Origin of the sequence: Microbacterium schleiferi (genome assembly GCF_020781975.1) — a bacterium.
GTDB lineage: Bacteria > Actinomycetota > Actinomycetes > Actinomycetales > Microbacteriaceae > Microbacterium.
The window spans coordinates 122,193-139,858 of record NZ_JAJGNI010000004.1; the positions used below are offsets into that span (position 1 = coordinate 122,193).

At 67.3% G+C, this 17,666-nt stretch carries 16 protein-coding genes and 3 tRNA genes; 15 read left to right on the top strand and 4 right to left on the bottom strand.

Translation table 11 applies throughout. The annotated features are described in order from the left end of the window. Window positions 1-82 precede the first annotated feature (82 nt). From LL236_RS06220 to LL236_RS06235, 4 genes are read left to right on the top strand one after another with little or no spacing between them, the layout of a single operon-like run. On the top strand, window positions 83-2,005 hold the full coding sequence (locus tag LL236_RS06220) for a glycoside hydrolase family 13 protein (protein WP_228177906.1): 1,923 nt from the start codon (window positions 83-85) through the stop codon (window positions 2,003-2,005). After that, a complete protein-coding gene (locus LL236_RS06225) occupies window positions 1,992-2,783 on the top strand; it encodes a hypothetical protein (protein ID WP_228177907.1) in 792 nt (263 codons plus the stop codon). Before LL236_RS06220 ends, LL236_RS06225 begins: the two co-directional genes overlap by 14 nt. A 55-nt stretch (window positions 2,784-2,838) precedes the next feature. Then, window positions 2,839-3,339 carry an FBP domain-containing protein gene (locus tag LL236_RS06230; RefSeq protein ID WP_228177908.1) on the top strand — a complete coding sequence of 167 codons (501 nt, stop codon included), beginning with the start codon at window positions 2,839-2,841 and terminating at the stop codon, window positions 3,337-3,339. Further along, window positions 3,336-4,247, top strand: coding sequence for a PfkB family carbohydrate kinase (locus tag LL236_RS06235; RefSeq protein WP_228177909.1), 912 nt, complete (start codon window positions 3,336-3,338; stop codon window positions 4,245-4,247). The genes LL236_RS06230 and LL236_RS06235 overlap by 4 nt, the downstream gene beginning before the upstream one ends. A gap of 60 nt (window positions 4,248-4,307) precedes the next feature. Here the strand turns inward: LL236_RS06235 and LL236_RS06240 are convergent. Beyond that, window positions 4,308-4,389: transfer RNA gene (locus LL236_RS06240), tRNA-Tyr, on the bottom strand. A 196-nt stretch (window positions 4,390-4,585) separates the two neighbouring features. On the opposite strand from LL236_RS06240, the gene LL236_RS06245 reads away from it, so the two are divergent. The 5 genes from LL236_RS06245 (at window position 4,586) to LL236_RS06265 (ending at window position 8,424) form a co-directional block, all read left to right on the top strand. Continuing rightward, a complete protein-coding gene (locus tag LL236_RS06245) occupies window positions 4,586-5,650 on the top strand; it encodes a hypothetical protein (RefSeq protein ID WP_228177910.1) in 1,065 nt (354 codons plus the stop codon). Between the two features lie 20 nt (window positions 5,651-5,670). Further along, the gene (locus tag LL236_RS06250; RefSeq protein WP_228177911.1) at window positions 5,671-6,471 is read left to right on the top strand and encodes an inositol monophosphatase family protein; all 801 of its coding nucleotides are present in this window, start codon (window positions 5,671-5,673) and stop codon (window positions 6,469-6,471) included. Between the two features lie 583 nt (window positions 6,472-7,054). Further along, entirely contained in the window at window positions 7,055-8,170 is a 1,116-nt protein-coding gene (locus tag LL236_RS06255) for a M23 family metallopeptidase (RefSeq protein ID WP_228177912.1), read from the top strand. Between the two features lie 73 nt (window positions 8,171-8,243). Then, a tRNA-Thr gene (locus tag LL236_RS06260) sits at window positions 8,244-8,315 on the top strand. A 35-nt stretch (window positions 8,316-8,350) separates the two neighbouring features. Then, window positions 8,351-8,424, top strand: a tRNA-Met gene (locus LL236_RS06265). Between the two features lie 60 nt (window positions 8,425-8,484). Here LL236_RS06265 and LL236_RS06270 read toward each other — a convergent pair. Continuing rightward, window positions 8,485-9,072: a Dps family protein gene (locus LL236_RS06270; protein ID WP_228177913.1), complete on the bottom strand. Its 588-nt coding sequence runs from the start codon at window positions 9,070-9,072 to the stop codon at window positions 8,485-8,487. Between the two features lie 264 nt (window positions 9,073-9,336). On the opposite strand from LL236_RS06270, the gene LL236_RS06275 reads away from it, so the two are divergent. The 3 genes from LL236_RS06275 (at window position 9,337) to LL236_RS06285 (ending at window position 11,404) form a co-directional block, all read left to right on the top strand. Then, window positions 9,337-9,702, top strand: coding sequence for a hypothetical protein (locus LL236_RS06275; RefSeq protein ID WP_228177914.1), 366 nt, complete (start codon window positions 9,337-9,339; stop codon window positions 9,700-9,702). Between the two features lie 59 nt (window positions 9,703-9,761). Continuing rightward, window positions 9,762-10,523, top strand: coding sequence for a DUF2510 domain-containing protein (locus tag LL236_RS06280; RefSeq protein WP_228177915.1), 762 nt, complete (start codon window positions 9,762-9,764; stop codon window positions 10,521-10,523). An 83-nt stretch (window positions 10,524-10,606) separates the two neighbouring features. Then, window positions 10,607-11,404, top strand: coding sequence for a sulfite exporter TauE/SafE family protein (locus tag LL236_RS06285; RefSeq protein ID WP_228177916.1), 798 nt, complete (start codon window positions 10,607-10,609; stop codon window positions 11,402-11,404). 16 nt (window positions 11,405-11,420) lie between these two features. Here the strand turns inward: LL236_RS06285 and LL236_RS06290 are convergent, their stop codons facing one another. Further along, on the bottom strand, window positions 11,421-14,294 hold the full coding sequence (locus LL236_RS06290; protein ID WP_228177917.1) for an aminotransferase: 2,874 nt from the start codon (window positions 14,292-14,294) through the stop codon (window positions 11,421-11,423). Between the two features lie 90 nt (window positions 14,295-14,384). Between LL236_RS06290 and LL236_RS06295 the strand changes: the two genes are divergently transcribed. From LL236_RS06295 to LL236_RS06305, 3 genes are read left to right on the top strand one after another with little or no spacing between them, the layout of a single operon-like run. Continuing rightward, window positions 14,385-14,834, top strand: coding sequence for an FAS1-like dehydratase domain-containing protein (locus LL236_RS06295; protein WP_228177918.1), 450 nt, complete (start codon window positions 14,385-14,387; stop codon window positions 14,832-14,834). Further along, a complete protein-coding gene (locus LL236_RS06300) occupies window positions 14,831-15,256 on the top strand; it encodes a MaoC/PaaZ C-terminal domain-containing protein (RefSeq protein WP_228177919.1) in 426 nt (141 codons plus the stop codon). Before LL236_RS06295 ends, LL236_RS06300 begins: the two co-directional genes overlap by 4 nt. After that, complete coding sequence (locus tag LL236_RS06305) at window positions 15,256-16,407, top strand: UDP-N-acetylmuramate dehydrogenase (RefSeq protein ID WP_228177920.1); 1,152 nt, start codon at window positions 15,256-15,258, stop codon at window positions 16,405-16,407. The genes LL236_RS06300 and LL236_RS06305 overlap by 1 nt, the downstream gene beginning before the upstream one ends. Before the next feature lie 17 nt (window positions 16,408-16,424). On the opposite strand, the gene LL236_RS06310 is transcribed toward LL236_RS06305, so the two are convergent. Continuing rightward, complete coding sequence (locus LL236_RS06310; protein ID WP_228177921.1) at window positions 16,425-17,624, bottom strand: pyridoxal phosphate-dependent aminotransferase; 1,200 nt, start codon at window positions 17,622-17,624, stop codon at window positions 16,425-16,427. Between the last annotated feature and the right edge of the window lie 42 nt (window positions 17,625-17,666).

Genomic DNA, 17,666 nt, shown 5'->3' on the forward strand with positions numbered 1-17,666 from the left:
GGGCTCTGTCATGGCCGCGGCCGTGCAACCAGGATTCCCCGACCGACGGTGCACCGCGCCGACCTCTCGAAACGGACCGATCATGACCACGCCCACCCTGCTGCCACACCACGACGGATCGCCCCTCCACGTCTCCACCCAGACGCCCGCGCTCGGTGAGCTCGTTCGCGTTCGACTGCGTGTTCCCGCCGACTATCCCGCGCTGCGGGCAGTACGCACTCTTTCCAATCCCGACCACGAACCCGCCTGGACTGAGGCGACCGAACTCAGGACCGCCGACGGCTGGAGCTGGTGGGAGGCCCCGATCGTCGTGCGTAACCGCCGGCACGGCTACCGCTGGCTGCTCGTCCACGAGTCCGGCCGCGTGGAGTGGCTCAACCAGGCCGGCCTGTCCGATCTCGAAACCCGCGACGCCGACGACTTCGCCCTGGTCGCTCACCCCGCCCCGCCGGAGTGGATGTACGACGCCGTCATGTATCAGGTCTTCCCCGACCGGTTCGCCCGCTCGGAGGCCGCGGATCGGCATCCGACCCCCGATTGGGCGATCCCCGCGAGATGGGACGAGCCGGTCGATCCCGTCATGCCGGGCCGTTCGCAACAGTTCTACGGTGGTGACCTGGACGGCATCCGTGAACGCCTCGACCACCTCGCCGACCTCGGCGTGAACCTGCTCTACCTCACCCCCTTCTTTCCGGCAGCCTCGAATCACCGCTACGACGCGTCGAGTTTCACGCGCGTCGACCCGCTCCTCGGCGGAGACGAAGCGCTGATCCGTCTCGTTGAGGCTGCGCATGAGCGCGGCATCCGTGTCATCGGCGACCTCACCACGAACCACTCCGGCGACCGGCATGAGTGGTTCCAGGCGGCGCTCGGGAATCCCGAAGCGCCCGAGGGCGAGTTCTACTACTTCACGGATGCCGAGCGCACCCGCTACGAGTCGTGGCTGGGCACCCCCACCCTGCCGAAGTTCAACTGGGCCTCGTCGGAGCTGCGTCGCCGATTCGTCGAAGGGCCGGATTCGGTCGTTGCGCAGTGGCTCAACCCCCCGTTCTCGCTCGATGGCTGGCGGATCGACGTCGCCAACATGACGGGGCGGCTCGGAGATGTCGACCTGAACGCCGAGGTCCGGCAGCTCACCCGGCAGACGATGATCGAGACGAATCCCGACACGATCCTCATCGCCGAGATCACCAACGACGCATCCGGCGACCTCACCGGCGACGGCTGGCACGGTGCGATGACCTATCCCTCCTTCGCGAGGCCGCTGTGGGCGTGGCTGTGCGAGCCGACGGGGACGCCCTACCTCACCGGCGACGGGCAGGAGCGCACCGAGCCGTGGTTCTTCGGGCAACCGGTCGGCGGCATCCCCCGCTATGACGCGAGACAGTTCGTCGGCGCCGTCACCCGGTTCACGGCGGGCATCCCGTGGCGCGTGCGGCTGGGAAACATGCAGACCCTCGACAGTCACGACACCGCCCGCTTCGCAACCAACGCACCGGCGGAGGCCATTCCGCTGGCCGTCGGCCTGTCGATGACACTGCCGGGGATGCCAGTGCTGTTTGCCGGCGACGAGTTCGGCCTCGTCGGCGCCGACGGTGAAGCGAGCCGCACCCCGATGCCGTGGGGCACCGAGTCGGATCCCGAGGTCGCCGCCCGCCTCGACCTCTACCGGCAGCTCATCGCGCTGCGGCGCCGGCATCCCGGCCTGGCGACCGGGGGTCTGCGCTGGGTCCACGTCGACCAGAACGCGGTGGTGTTCGTGCGCGAGAGCGCTGAGGAATCAATCCTCGTGTTGGCAGCCACGACGGATGCCGACGTCACGCTTCCTTCAGCAGCGCTGCTCGGCGCCGAACGTGCGGAGGCACTCTTCGGTGATGCGGCGCTGGCAGCCGCAGCGGACGGCAGTGTCGGCATCCGGTCGACGGGCCCCACGTTTGCAGCCTGGGCCCTCCCGGGCGTCGATGTGCCGGAGTCTCGGGAAGGATCGGGCGATGGCGACGCCTGAGCGTTTCGACGAGCTCAGTCGCGGGCTCGTGGACGGCGTTGCGCGGCATCCCGACCTCGTCGGCCTCGCGCTGCTCGGATCGGCATCCGACCAAGCCCGTGACCGCCGTGATGAGTGGTCGGATCACGACTTCTTGGCCATCGTCGCGCCGGGTCGGGGCCAGGCCCTGCGCCCTGACCTCGGCTGGCTTCCCGACCCGGATTCGCTCGCGCTGACGGCCCGTGAGGGTGAGATCGGCTTCGTCGCCGTCTACGACGACGGCCACGTGATGGAGTTTGCGGTGGCCGAAGCATCCGAGTTATCCGGCGCCGTCGCCGGGGACGCGACGGTAGCCCTGGACGACGAATCCGACACGGTGACCGACCTCATCGACGATGCGCGCGAGCGGGCAGCACTCGCTGACCGCTTCGATCCCGCCCAGGACGCTCGACTCGTGCTCGTGAAGATCCTCATCGGTGTCGGCCGCGCTCGCCGCGGAGAGGTGCTCGTGGCTGGGCAGTTCGTCAGGACCTGGGCCGTGCAGCTGCTTGTGCGGACGATCCGTGGACGGTTTCCCGACCGGTGCGGACCGACGCGGGATCGGATCGATCCGCTACGTCGGTTCGAAGCCGACTTCCCGGAGCTGGCCGAGCAGATCGCGCGCGCCGTCGCGCAGGAGGTCGAGCCGGCGGCGCGGGCGCTGTTCGACATCCTCTGTGGGCTCGAGCGCGGCTGGGTGGACTTCCCGCGTCGTGCGGCCGACGCGGTAGCAGCTCGACTCGGATGGACCGGAGACTGATCAGACCCTGCTCCGTGAGCTGCCACCTTCGTAGGATGTCGGGGGAGGAGGTGGCATGCGTCCGCTTACCGAAGAGGAACTTCGCGCGTCGTTCGTCAACGCTGCACCCGACGAGCTTCGCGTTATCGAGGTTCCGCTGAGTGCACGCACGACCGACTGGTATCACTTCGACTTTCTCGCCTGGCGCGACCCCGAGTTCCGGGGCCGCGGATACCTCGTTGCCGAAGTCGATGGAGAGCCGCGGGGAGTCGTGCTTCGCGCATCCGACAGTTCGTCGCGGTCGCGAGCGGCGATGTGCAACCTGTGCCACACGATGCAGCCCGGCAACCAGGTCTCACTGTTCACCGCGCGACGCGCCGGGGACGCTGGCGCTCACGGTGACAGCGTCGGCACCTACATCTGCACCGACCTGTCGTGCCACGACAACGTGCGGCTGGCCGCGCCGCTCGCGCCCAGTGAGATGCGCGGTAGCGTCGACCTGAAAATTGATGGCACACGGCGCCGCACCGAAGCGTTCGTCGCGCGTGTGCTCGAGAACGGAGAGGCCCCGGCATGAGCTCGGTGGTAGTGATCGGCGATGCGCTGATCGACGAGTTGCGCGACGACGCCGGCGTGAAGGAGTTCGTCGGGGGAGCGGCACTGAATGTGGCTGTTGGCCTGTCGCGACTGGGCGTGCCGACAACGCTGATTGCCATGGTCGGAGACGACGAGGCCGGTGCCAAGATCCGGGCCTACCTCGACGACTACGGCGTGCAACTACTCGCCTCTCCCTCACCGCTCGGAAGCTCGCGAGCCGTGAGCGTGCGGGTCGACGGTGAACCGACCTACGTTTTCAACGACGCGGCCCAGGCCCGTCATCTCACGTTCGATGAAGCCCAGCGAGCTGCTATCGCGGATGCCGATCGCATCGCCGTCAGCTGCTACCCGTTCGACGACGCCGAACAGACCGCGGCGCTCATCGACGCTGTGGGCGAGGCATCCGATCGCCTCGTGATCGACCCGAACCCTCGCACCGGCATGATGAAGGACCTCGACGAGTTCCGCCGCGGGTTCGAAGCGCTCGCCGACGGGGCGGGTGTCGTGAAGATCGGTGACGACGACGCGACGCTCCTCTACGAGACGGACCTGGATGCCGCGGTCACCCGGATGCGAGAGCTTGGCGTGCCGACCGTTCTTGCCACCCGGGGTGCCGCAGGAGCGACGCTGGTCACCGATCCGGCAACAGTGACCAAGCCCGTCTCGTCCCTTCCCGGGGCGGTGACCGACACCATGGGCGCGGGGGATGCATCCCTCGCCGCCCTCGTCGCCGGGATTGTGCAGAAAGACCCCACGACCGCGGACGAGTGGACTGACGTGCTCGGCACCGCAATGGACATCGCCGCGGCGACCTGCCGCTTCCACGGTGCCCTGCTGCGAACCCCGGATGCACTTGCCGACGACCACATGGATCCCATCGGCACCTGAGACCGCAATGCCCAGAATTGTTCAAGGGCCCCCGCTTCGCGAGAGCCCTTGAACAATGAGTGGCAGGTGAGGGATTCGAACCCCCGAAGGCTATGCCGGCTGATTTACAGTCAGATCCCTTTGGCCGCTTGGGTAACCTGCCAAGTGCGCACCCGCCCAGCTTGTACAGTCGACCGGAGGCGCGACTAGCAATATTACAGCGAGTGACGGGCTCTCAGAAATCGTGCCCCTCCCAACCCTCGCCCTCAGCCAGCGCGTCCACAACTGAGGCGAATTGGGGGTTTCGATCTGAGGTTCGCGTGCGAGGATGACAGCGACATCGATCCTCGGGAGGATTCATGACCACGCCGTCGCCTGACGCCCCAGCGCCGCACGTTCCGTCGCCGCCGCCAGCTGCCGAAACCCCCGACCAATCCTTCGCTGCGCGGTCGCCCTATGCCCGGGCGGCGATCTGGGTCGCAGTCGGCGCGCTCGTCGCAGCGGCCCTCATCTGCGTCGTCTGGGTGCTTGTCGGCCCGCAGGCCGGTTCCATCTTCCGCGCATTCGTAACCGTGCTGCTGTTCGCCGGTTACGCCGGTATCGCGATCATGGAAGCTCGGCTCGCGCCGCGCCGTCCGGCGTGGTTCGCCATCGCCAGCATCGCGACCTGGGTCGTCGCACTGCTTGCGGGAATCATCCTGATCTGGATGCCCGAGCCGTGGTCGTTCTACGAATGGGGTTTCGTCGGCCCCGAACGGTTCCTCCGCTTCCTCCTCGTGGTCCTCGTGCTTCAGCTCGCTCTGCTCCACGCGCGGTTCTTCCTGCGGGCTGCGTTGCGTCAGATCACGCCAATGAACCGCATCCTTGCTCCCGTCACGGTCGGGCTGGTCGCGGTGCTTGCACTGCTGCTGCTGACGCCCCTGGTCTTCAGCGACTGGATCTACTTCACGGAGTTCTACTGGCGCGTGGTCGTGGCGGTCGTGATTCTCGCCGCGGTCGGCACGGCACTGGTGCCCCTGCTCAATCTGCTCTTCGCTCCCCGGCCGATGGGCGGGGTGCCGGCTGCTTCGGTGGCGCCCGCGCCCGCTGCGCCAGCGCGCACTCAACAAGAGTTGCTTCCGTGGCCGATGTACATCGACGGCGTCACGCCCCTGCCGATGCTGCCCGATGGTTCGCCCGACTGGAACGCCTACTACACGGGGCGCCCGACGCCCGGCGCTCAGATCTTCGCGCCGGTCTCACCGACCCCCGCGCCGAGCGCTGCTGCGCCGACTCCCGAAGCCGAACCATCCGCGTCGACGGCCGCTGACGCTGCCCCCGAATCTTCGGTGTCGGTCGATTCGGACACGAGTTCCGACGCTGTGGCGGAGTCGGCCGCGGATGGACCCGCCGACGACTCTGCGGACCCGCCGCGGCAATCGTGATCGGGCGCTAGCGTGAAGAGGTGAACCACCCCGACCCGCGAGAACTTGAAAGTATCGCTGTAGGCCTCGCTCGCGAAGCGGGAGATCTGGCGCGACAGCGACGTAGCGAGGGCGTCTCGATCGCGGCCACCAAGTCCGCCCTCGCCGACATCGTCACGGAAGCCGACCGCGAGGTCGAAGCGCTGATCCGCTCGCGGCTGCGAGCGCTTCGACCGGCTGACGGTTTTCTCGGTGAGGAGTCTGAAGCCGACCCGGGATCCAGCGGCGTCACGTGGGTCGTCGACCCGATCGACGGCACCGTCAATTACGCGTACGGCATCCCGTTCTACGCCGTGAGCATCGCAGCAGTGCAAGGCAGCGCTGCCCCGGAGTCGTGGACGGCTCTCGCCGCGGCCGTGTACGTGCCGTCGCTGGATGAGATGTTCCACGCGGCCCGGGGCGCGGGGGCGTGGTTGGATGAGCGGCGGCTCCATGTTGAGGCTGATGCTTCCGACGCCGGCGCGTTGCTGGCGACGGGTTTCGGGTACGACCCCGCCACCCACGCGGGCGATCTGGGCCGCGTTGCCCGCGTGATGCCGATCGCTCGCGATATTCGCCGCATGGGTGCGGCATCCATCGATCTCTGCTCGGTAGCAGCCGGCCGGGTCGACGGGTACTTCGAGCGGGGGCTCAAGCCTTGGGACCACGCCGCGGCGGCCCTGATCGTGACCGAAGCTGGGGGACGCTTCGAGCTTTTTCCGGCGGACGACACCGGTCGCGTTCTGGTGATCGCCGCGATTCCCGGGATCTTCGAGCGCCTGTCTACACTCGCGCAACCCTGACAACGGATCTGCGGATACCACTGTGGAATCCGCAGAATGGGCGCCGCCCATGGCTTTCTCAGGTGGGAGCGGGTAGCGTTTACCGTATCGTTACCTTCTTTGCGCACCGGTGAAATCCGCGCGGAGCAGGGTGAGAACCATTCGAAACACCCGCGTCGTACCCGAACGACCGAGAGCGAGATCCGTGACCCCCGATATTCCTGCGCTTGACGCAGCGCCAACGCGCCGCTCCAGTCGCACAACCCCCACGCCTGTGCAGGCGTCGGAGGCATCGGGCTCTTCTCGCGCAGACCTGCGCCGCGGACGCCGAGTCGATCCACAAGCCGCAGCCGCGGGCCCCGACACGTCGGCCGGTTCGCTCGCTCCGAGGCCGGCAGGACTGCGGTCGAGGCCGCACAACGTTCCGCTGACGGATGCCGAAGCTGACGCCCTTTCGGGTGCCGGACTCGATTCTCCCCGCCCGACTGAGCAGGCGACCGCCGCTGCGGAGGTCACTGTGCCGGCCGCGCCGCTGACACGTCGCGCGCGCCGTGCTAGCGCCGTCCCCAGCTCTCCGGTTTCCGAGCCGGTCGAATCTGACGCGGTGATCGGATTCGTCTCGGTCGGCGACGTTCCCGAGGAAGCTGCAGCAGCGCCCGCTTCTGTCGATGCTGACACCGCCATTTCTGGCAACGATGGCGCGACGGTAGCGGAAGTGTCCGACCAGGCCGCTGCGGAGCAGCCCTCGTTCGCCGATGAGTCGGCTGCGCCGGCGGCCGGCGGCAACGGTGACCTCTTCGACGAAGTCGTGCGCACGTTCGGCGCTACGGGGGAGACACCTACGCTTGCGCGGGAGACGTCAGCGGCAGCGGATTCGTCGCCCGCAGATGAGTCCGAGGCCGTTGAGCCCGATCATGTGGCTCGCCGTCGTCCCCGCCTCGGATCCGTGCGCAAGCTCGCAACCACATCGTTCTCGGTCGGCGTCATGGGCATCGTCGGACTGCTCGCCGTCGGCATGACCACGCCTGTTGAGGCTGTCGCAGCTGCCGGCGGCGGCGAAGGCCCCACAGCCTCTATCGTCGCGCTGGCCGACGTCGAACCGACCGCGACGCCCGAAGAGGACATTCAGGCGTACGTTGCGCCAGCCGAAGCATCCACCACTGCTCTCAGCCGTGAGGAAGGCTATTCGGCTGTGTCCATGGCTGAGCTCGCGGTCGAGGCTGGCGTGCGAGAGATCGCGTCGACGTACGTAAACAACGCCGCGGCTGCCGTGCAGTACCCCTTCACGGTCGGAGTTCCGATCAGCTCTCCGTACGGCATGCGGTGGGGCCGGATGCACGAGGGAGTCGACTTCGCGCCCGGTGGGCAGGGCGCTGAGATCCACGCTGTCGCCGACGGTATCGTCCGTATCGCTACCGAGGCCGGAGGTGCCTACGGCGTCCGCGTCGTCATCGACAGCATCGTGGACGGCGAGCTTATTTCCACGAACTATGCGCACATGCAGTACGGCTCGCTCCGCGTTCAGCCGGGTCAGGTCATCAAGCTCGGCGACGTCGTCGGAGCCGTGGGTACCACGGGTCGCTCGACGGGTCCGCACCTGCACTTCGAAGTTCTACTGAACGGCAAGACCCCGACAGAGCCGATGGCCTGGCTCGCGGCCCACAACGTGGCATCGACGGTCGTGACCGTGCCCGATGCCCCCGCTGTCGTCAACCAGTAATCACCACAGGAGCGGATTCTCTCCGACGACAGCGCTCTGATATTCTCTTCTAGTTGCCCGCGCGCCGGGCTTCGCCCCGATAGCTCAGTGGCAGAGCACTTCCATGGTAAGGAAGGGGTCGTCAGTTCAATCCTGACTCGGGGCTCGCAGCATCCATCTCGTGACCGACGGATGCCGTGCGGCAGGGTAGCTCAGTTGGTGAGAGCGCACGACTCATAATCGTGAGGTCGCGGGTTCGAGCCCCGCTCCTGCTACGACGAAAGAGGCCCCTTGTGGGCCTCTTTCGTCGTTCGAGGTTGAGGTGTTCCGCCGAGTCAGCGGCCCTGGGGGGTGCGGCGCTCGGCGCTGACCATCCAGGCGAACTGTTCCATCTGACCGAGAACCTCGTGCAGGATGTCGGCGCTCGTGGGATCCTCATCGTCGACGTCGTCATGCACTTCACGGCAGGTCGCAACCACCGCTTCGAGACGTTCGGTGATCAGGTCGACCACCTCGTCTGTGTCAACCTCGCCGTGCGGGAACTCGGGGAGTGACGTGGTCTCGGCGATGGTGTCGCTACGGCCGTCGGGCAGAGCGTGAAGTGCACGCATACGTTCGGCGACGACATCCGAGAGGCTACGAGCCGCGTCGATGATCTCGTCGAGCTGCAGGTGGGTGTCGCGGAAGTTGCGGCCCACGACGTTCCAGTGCGCTTGCTTGCCCTGGAGCGACAGCTCGAGAAGGTCGACGAGCACTCGCTGCAGGTTCTCGCTCAGCTGCTTCGACGCCTGGAAGCCGCTCTCGGCGTTCTGCTCGTCGGTGAGTTTGGCTCCAGCGCCACCCTTCGCTGCCTTTCGCGCATTGCGCGGCGCTCCGGATGCCGAGGTCTTCGTCTTGGTCGCGGTGTCGGACTGCGTTGCCATCTGTGTTCCTTTCGACGTTCCGTCGAACGGGACTGTAACCAACCTCGGTCGCGGCCGCCCGCCCCTTGTCAGCCGCGCCGTCGGGTGCTAGCCGGTGAGCGATTGCGGCGGAAATGTGGAGCTGCGGCGCATTTATGCGCAGCGGATGCACGAATCTGCCGCATCCGTGGGGTTGGGATCGCGCCAGCTGCACGAATCTGCCGCACTCGCGGGATTGCCCGGAGCGCGGGTGCGGAACCGGCAACGGCACCCTAGACTGCGCTCGTGACCGCATCCGTTTCGCCGGCATCGCCGCCCGCACCGACTGCCCGCCGCATCCCCATTCTCGGAATCATCGCGTTCGTCGTCGCCTTCATCGCCCTTGCGCCTTCGCTTGCGATCTTGCTCATCGGGTTCCTCCCCGAGATGGCGACGATCTGGTGGCTGCTGATCGTGACAATGCCTTTCTCGATCATCGTGGGGGCGATCGCCCTCGTCCTTGCCGTCATCGCGCTGATTCTGGACATCCGCGCACGTCGTGTGCTCGCGTGGTCGATCGTGTCGCTGGTCCTCTCCCTGATTACGGTTCTGGTGCCGCTGTGGCTGATCACCGGTGGCTTCAGCACTGGAGACTATGTCGCGAGCTTCTGAGCCCGAGGTCCGCGCGCATAGAGTGAAGGCGAGCCCGGAACGACGAGGAACGAGAGCGGATGTCGGCGATTGCCCCCGGCTGGTATGACGACGGCCACGGCGCCTTGCGGTGGTGGGACGGTCAGCAATGGACCGAGCATGTGCAGCCGCACCCACAGGGGATGCCCGACCCGTGGCAGCGTCCCCGCACGACGCCCGCACCGGAGACGTCCTCGCAGTTACCAGAAGCGACCGGCGACACCGCTGCGTCCGATGGTGTTCCCGTGGCGCAGGATGCCCCGTCGGGAATCTTCGTTGCAGCCACCGCCCCCCAGCGCAGCCGAACCTGGATCATCTGGGTGATCGTCGGTGTTGCGATGCTCGTTGCGGTAGTTCTCGCCGCGGTTCTCATCCCGCTCGCAATCCTCGGATTCGGTCGAGTGAGCGCACCGGCGGCCGTCGAACCGACGAACGACGATGAACGCGGCGCCGTCGAGGCCGTCTACCAGTTCGATGAGGCCTGGCAAACCGCGGACTGCGACCTCTTCCTCGGCGTCACGACCGAGCGCCTGCGCGAAATCGTGCAGATCAAGGATTGCGCGACGTTCGCCGGTCAGTCCGAGGCCTTCACCGAGTGGTACTCGGACTACGAGATCGTGGTGACCGGCATCCGTGGCCCGGGCTACGAGTACACCGTCGCAACGCAAGAAGGCTATGTCGCTCACTTCGACCAAGACGGAAACCCGATCGAACCGGGCGTGCAGCAGGTCGTCGAGTACGAATACACGCTGGTTCCGGATGACGATGGTTGGGCGGTCTACGACCTCGTGAGCGTGGAGTAGGGCTCTCCACGCCGCGTCGGAGTGTCTGTCTCGGACGAGTAGGCTGGCACGGCCGGCGTTCCGGCGCCGACGAGAGCGAGCACATGACCACGACACCCCAGCCGCGCACCGCGCGTTTCTACATCGTCGCGATTCTGGTGGGTCTGGCTGCTGGCCTGCTGTCGGGTCTGTTCGGTGTGGGCGGGGGCACCGTGATCGTGCCGGCTCTCGTGTTCTTCCTCGGCTTCAACCAGCGCCTCGCCGCGGGTACATCACTGGCAGCAATCGTCCCGACCGCGACAGTGGGCGTGATCTCCTACGCGACGACTGGCTCCGTGGCGTGGGTCGCGGCGATCATCCTCGCCGCCGGGGCGATCATCGGTGCTCAGATCGGCACGTGGCTGCTGCACCGACTTCCTCTTCCGGTGCTGCGCTGGGGCTTCGTCGGATTCTTGGTCCTCGTGATCATCAGCCTCTACCTGGTCATTCCGTCGCGGGATGCTGGGATCGAATACACGATTCTGTCGGTCGTCGGCCTGATCGTGCTGGGCCTGATCACCGGCATCCTGGCGGGGCTTCTCGGCGTCGGCGGGGGCATCGTGGTGGTTCCGGTTCTCATGATCCTGTTCGGTGCGAGCGACCTCGAAGCCAAGGGCACGTCGCTGCTCATGATGATCCCCACGGCGCTATCGGGCACCGTCGGAAACCTTCGGCGCAAGAACGTCGATCTCCCGGCAGCCATTGCCATCGGCATCGCGGCGTGCACGACAACGGCTCTCGGCGCCTGGATCGCGACGCTGGTCGACCCGTTCGTCGGCAACGTGCTGTTCTCGATCTTCATCGCCTTCATAGCCGTGCAGATGGCGCTTCGGGCGATTCGTGCTCAGCGCTCCGGTTCCTGAGGGCCGGTGCCGCGCGTCACCAGCCGGTGCTGAGAACCCGATCGAGCGAATCGACGAAGTAGTCAACCGACTCCAGTGACACGCACAGCGGCGGCTTGATCTTCAGCACGTTCTGGTAGTCACCGGTGGGCTGCATGATCACCCCGAGCGTCAGCAGCCTGTCGCAGATTGCCGCGGTCTCTTCGGTCGCCGGCTCCAGGGTGACGCGGTCGCGCACGAACTCGACGCCGAGGTACAGGCCGGCGCCATGCACCGCTCCCACGAGGGGATGGTTCTCAGCCAGCGCTTCCAGACGCCGCTTCAGATGAGTTCCGACGACGCGCGCGTTGTGTTGCAGACCCTCCTGATCGATGACATCCAGAACAGCCAGACCGATCGCCGCCGACACCGGCGAGCCGCCCGTTGAGGAGAAGAAGTACCCCTGAGTGCGGTACCGATCGGCGATCTCGCGACGGGTGATGACGGCGCCGATGGGGTGGCCAGCGCCGATCGACTTGGCGACCGCAACGATGTCGGGCACGACCCCCTGCTGCTCGAATCCCCAGAACCATTCGCCGAGCCGGCCGAAGCCCACCTGCACCTCGTCGGCGATGGCCACGCCACCGTGGCGGCGAATCGCTTCATAGACCTGTGCGAGATACCCCGGCGGTAGCGCGACGCCGCCGGCGTTGCCGAAGAAGCTCTCGCAGATAAGCCCGGCTGGAGCGCGCCCGGATGCTGCGAGCCGGTCGATCTCCGCCACGGCCTCGGGGGCGTACCGCTGCGCGTCCGCGCCGCGGTACGTGCCGCGGTAAGAGTTTGCGGCAGCGACGGTGTGCACCCACTCCGGGCGCGTCGCCAGCGCGTTCGGGTTGTCGGCGATCGAGGTCGACACGGCATCGCTCGCGAAGGTCCACCCGTGGTAGGCCTCACGCATCGCGACGATGTCAGTGCGGCCTGTGGATGCCATCGCCAGTCGAAGAGCAAGATCTGCTGCCTCTGAACCGGAGTTGACGAAGAACACCGTGTCGAGCTCATCGGGCAGGGTCTCGACGATGCGCTCGGCGTACTCGGTGATCACGCCGTAGTGGAAGCGCGAGTTCGTGTTGAGCAGGTTCAGCTGTCGGGTCGCGGCATCCGCGACGTGGGGATGCGCATGGCCCACCGAGGCGACGTTGTTGACCATGTCGAGGTAGACCCGACCGTCGACGTCGATCAGATACTCCCGCCATCCGCGCTCGATCCGCGGCGGCGCGTCGTAGTAGTGCTCCTGAACCGCCGCCAGGACTCCGCGGCGACGCGCGAGAGTGTCGTCGCCGCGCGCAACCGGTGGAGCCAGCCCGAGCGCGTCGGAGACCTCGCCCGTGACGTCCCGCCAGGCTGCGGCGAGGCGCGCCGTGACCCGGGGAGGTGGCGGCTCGTCGCCCGCCGCGTGGCGCTGCACGAACAGGCGTGTGCGCGCGGGAAGCACAGCATCCGTGCCGTCGGGAATCCCGGTGATCGTGACAACCTCGTCGCCGCATCGCCACGTGACGGTCCCGGCGTCGCGTGTCCATTCGCCATCGTCTCGACCGAGCGCGGGCGGCTCGGCGAGCCAGAGCGTCGTGCCGGTGGGGATGGTCGCCGGCTCAGCAGGGGTTCGCGGCGGCGCTCCGCTCAGCACCGGATGCCACGCTGGCACGACGACCGCACCTGCACCGGCATCCAGGGTGCTCAGCGCCGCCCGGTCGAGCTCCTCCGGATCGAGCCACGCGCCCCGATCGTTGAGGGGTGAGACCGTGCCGGCATCGAGCACGACAACCTCGGCCGGGAGAGTGAAGAGGGGCGCACCCTCCCACGTCCGGGTCGGCGCGGCGCGGCCGGGTTCCAGCGCGCTGCGGATCGCGGCAGTCATGACGGATGCCGGCACCGACGTCGCGACATCGAAGATGCGGCGCTCGCGATCAAGCGCATCAGCGGCGTACTCGTTGGCGTCGTCGAGGCGAACCTGCGCGCGTCCGCTCAGCACGAGAGTCGCCCCGCGTAGGACGACCAGGGGCCACAGCGCCGTGATCTCCTCGTCGGTGAGGTGGCGCCGCGCGTGGAAGGCGCGGATCGCGGGGATGACTGATGTCGGATCGGCACCGTCGTGGTGCAGCACGGAGGATGCCGTCACGGCTATCTCCGCGACCCGCCACGAGCGCATCACGTCCCCGAAGTCGATCACGGCATCGGGGAGGAGTTCGCCGTAGCCGCGCAGGACGTTGTCGTCCGTGATGTCGAAGTGCCCCGCCTGCATCGGGAGGTGGGGCACGATCGGGTCGAGCGCAGCAACGGCCCCGCAAACTGCCCGTTCTATCGCGGCGCGAACCTCGGCGTCCGGTTCATCAGGCAGCAGGGCGTCGATGACTCTGCGTGCATGACGAAGATCCCACTGCAGGATGCGGCTGCTGGCGGGGTGCTCGAAGCTCTCGAGTGCCGCACTTACTCGGCCTGCAAGATCTCCGAGGCGTTCGATGACAGTGGGGGGAAGATAGCGGGACCCGGTCAGGGTGCGACCGGAGATGTTCTCTAGCACGCGAGCGTGAATGCGCCCCTGCGAGCTGTCCCACCAGGCCCACAGAGCGCCCCGAGCTCCCGAGAGGACGCGGGGAACCCGCAGGGAAGGCTCGGCTACCGCGACCGCATTCGTCGCGGCATCCTGCATGCGGATCTCGGTCTCGCTGAACACCGGATTACTGAGCTTGAGGACACCGAGCGGCACGTCGGAGCCTCGCGGGAGCAGACGGAAGTTCTGGTCCTGTTGGCTACCGAGAGGAATCGCGACGACGTCGATGCCAAAGGCCAGCTGGCAGAGCTTTTCGACCTCGTCGACGCCGAGGGTCGGAGTCGGCAGTTCGACATGGTCGAAGTAGTTGAACAGGTCGGGCATGGCGTCTCCTTGCAGCGTCCGGAATGAGATCCGAACCTTGGTGTGCCAGTGTCCATGATGACGGGTTCAGGCCCTCGGTAGGATGGCCTGGTGCCTGTGAACCCTGAACTGGTCGGGCGGGACTTCCCGCCGACCGCCCCGTATCTGGTGGGACGAGAGAAGGTCCGGGAGTTCGCGAGAGCGGTGTTCGCCGACGACCCGCAGCACACCGACCCCGGCGCCGCGCAGGCTCTCGGATACGCCGATGTCGTTGCCCCACCGACCTTCGCGATGGTCATTCAAGACCTTACGCTGCAGCAGCTGCTGGCCGAGCCCGATTCGGGAATCGAGTTGCACCGCCTCATCCATGCCGAGCAGCGTTTCGCGTACACGCGACCGATCGTCGCGGGCGACGAACTGGTCGCGACGCTGGCGATCACCCAGGTGCGCCCGTTCGGCAAGGGAGCGATGGTCACGAGCGAAGCCACCATCACGGATGCCGATGACGCTCACGTCGTCACGGCGACCTCCGTGTTGCTGGTGGGAGGAGACGACGAATGAGCGCGCACACGATCGACTCCGCCGAACTTGCCGTCGGTGACATTGTGGCCGAGCGTATGGTGCACCTGACCCGCGAATCACTGGTGCGCTATGCGGGGGCATCCGGCGACTTCAACCCCATCCACTACCGCGATGACATCGCGGCATCCGTCGGCCTTCCCGGTGTGCTCGCCCACGGGATGCTGACGATGGGCCTGGCAGCCGAGACCGTTGTCCCCTGGCTCGGCGATGCCGGCCGCATCCTCGACTACGGCGTGCGGTTCACGCGGCCGGTGGTCGTCGACCCGGATGCCGGCGCCGACGTCACCGTGCAGGGGAAGGTCCTCGCGCTCGACGAGGAGTTCGTGACCATCGATCTGAGCGTGACCGCCGCCGACACTGCCGTGCTGGGCAAGGCCCGCCTGCGCGCACGCCGAGGCTGATGCCTGAGACCGCACCCAGGCCGCTGTCGAGCCTGACCACACTGCGCACCGGCGGCGAACCCGCCCGGATGTGGGATGCCCACGACCGGGACGAACTCGTCGCGGCGCTGCGAGACACGTGGGCGACGGGGGAGCCCTGGTTCGTCCTCGGCGGCGGGTCGAACCTGTTCGTGAGTGACGAACCCTTTGAGGGCACCGTGATCCGCATCCTGACCCGCGGGATCGAGCGTTTGCCCGCGCCCGCGCCGCAGGTGGCGCGGCTTCGCATCCAGGCCGGGCACGACTGGGATGACCTCGTCGCCTACACGGTGGCCGAGGGGCTGTCGGGGATCGCCGCGATGTCAGGCATCCCGGGCACCGTCGGCGCAGCTCCCGTGCAGAACGTCGGTGCATACGGTCAGGAGATCATTCAGACGCTCGTCGAGGTCGAACTGATCGACGAGAGCACTGGCGAGGTGTCGACGGTTCCCGCCGCCGAACTGGGACTCGGCTTCCGCACGTCGGTCCTCAAGCACCACCACGGCTCCGAGCCCCTTCGACGTGCGGTCATCCTGTCCGTCACTCTCGACCTGCTCGAGGTGGGTCCTGCTCCCCGGCGGCTGCGGGGCGCCCAGCTTCGGCAGGCGCTGGGTCTCGCAGAAGATGACGCGGTCACGCTGCAGTGGGTGCGCGATCACGTTCTGGCAACGCGCGCCCGCAAGGGAATGGTGCTTGATGACGCCGATCCCGACACCTACAGCGCCGGTTCGTTCTTCCAGAACGCCGTGGTCTCGGCATCCTTCGCCCGAAGCCTGCCCGCAGAGTGCCCACGGTGGCCGGTTCGCCCCGACGGCGCCGACGCGACCTCAGAGCCGGTTCGGATCATTCCGCTCGACACGTTCGACGGGTACATCCCCCCCACCGAGGTCGAGGAGCCGGATGTCAAGGTCAGCGCCGCGTGGCTCATCGAACACTCCGGCATCCGCAAGGGCTTCCATCTGCCGCGTTCGCGGGCGGCGCTCTCGAGCAAGCACGCGCTCGCGCTGACCAATCACGCCGGCGCGACAGCGGAGGAGATCGCCGAGCTCGCTCGCTTCATCCAGGGGCGGGTTCAGGCCGAGTTCGGACTGATCCTGCAGCCCGAACCGGTGCTCGTCGGCGTCGACCTGTAGGGGGCTCGGGCCGGGCTCTAGGAGAACAGGCCCTGCATCCGCCGCACGCCCTCCAGCAGTGCGTCATCGCCGAGTGCGTACGACATGCGAAGGTACCCGCTCGGGCCGAAAGCCTCGCCGGGAACAACGGCGACTTCGATCTCATCGAGGATGAGATCAGCGAGCTCCAGCGACGTCTCGACGCGCTTACCGCGCCACTCGCGCCCGAGCAGACCCTGCACGTCGGGATACGCGTAGAACGCGCCGAGGGGCGTCGGAACGGTGACACCGGGGATCTTGGCCAGCTCCTCGACGATCACACGACGACGACGGTCGAAGGCTTGCCGCATCCGCTCGGCTTCATCCTGGGGCCCGGTGAGAGCTGCGACCGCCGCCCGCTGCGCGATGTTGTTGACGTTGCTCGTCAGGTGCGACTGCAGGTTCGCCGCCAGCTTCATCGCGTCGGCGGGCCCCGTCATCCACCCCACACGCCATCCCGTCATGGCATACGTCTTCGCGACGCCGTTCACGAGGATCGTCTGCCCCGCAAGCTCCGGCACTGCCCGCACGATCGAGACCGCCGTGGCCCCGTCATAGACGAGGTGCTGATAGATCTCATCGGTGATGACCCAAATGCCGTGCTCAAGGGCCCATTCGCCGATCGCGCGGGTCTCCTCCTCGGTGTACACGGCACCGGTGGGGTTGGACGGCGAGACGAACACGAGCGTTGTCGTGCGGTCGGTACGTGCCGCTTCGAGCTGCTCGACAGTTACCTTGTAGTCCTGGTCGGCCCCGGCGAACACCTCGACCGGGATGCCGTCAGCGAGCTGGATCGCTTCGGGGTACGTGGTCCAGTACGGCGCCGGGAGGAGCACCTCATCGCCCGGGTTCACGACAGCCTGGAAGGCCTGGTAGACGGCCTGCTTGCCGCCGTTGGTCACGATCACCTCGGATGCCGCGACCTCCAGCCCCGAGTCGCGGCGGGTCTTCTCTGCGATCGCCTCACGCAGGTCCGGGAGGCCGGCAGCCGGCGTATAGCGGAAGTTCTTGGCGTCCTTCAGCGCTTTGGCTGCGGCATCCACGACGAACTGCGGCGTCGCGAAATCCGGCTCTCCCGCGGCGTAGCTGATCACCGGCCGCCCTGCAGCCTGCAGCGCCTTCGCCTTCGCATCGACCTTGAGGGTCGCGGACTCGGCGATGGCGGACAGTTTGCGAGACAGGGGAGCACGTTCGGTCACGGTCAAAAGCGTAGTCGGCGTCGACCTGACCGTCAGCACAGA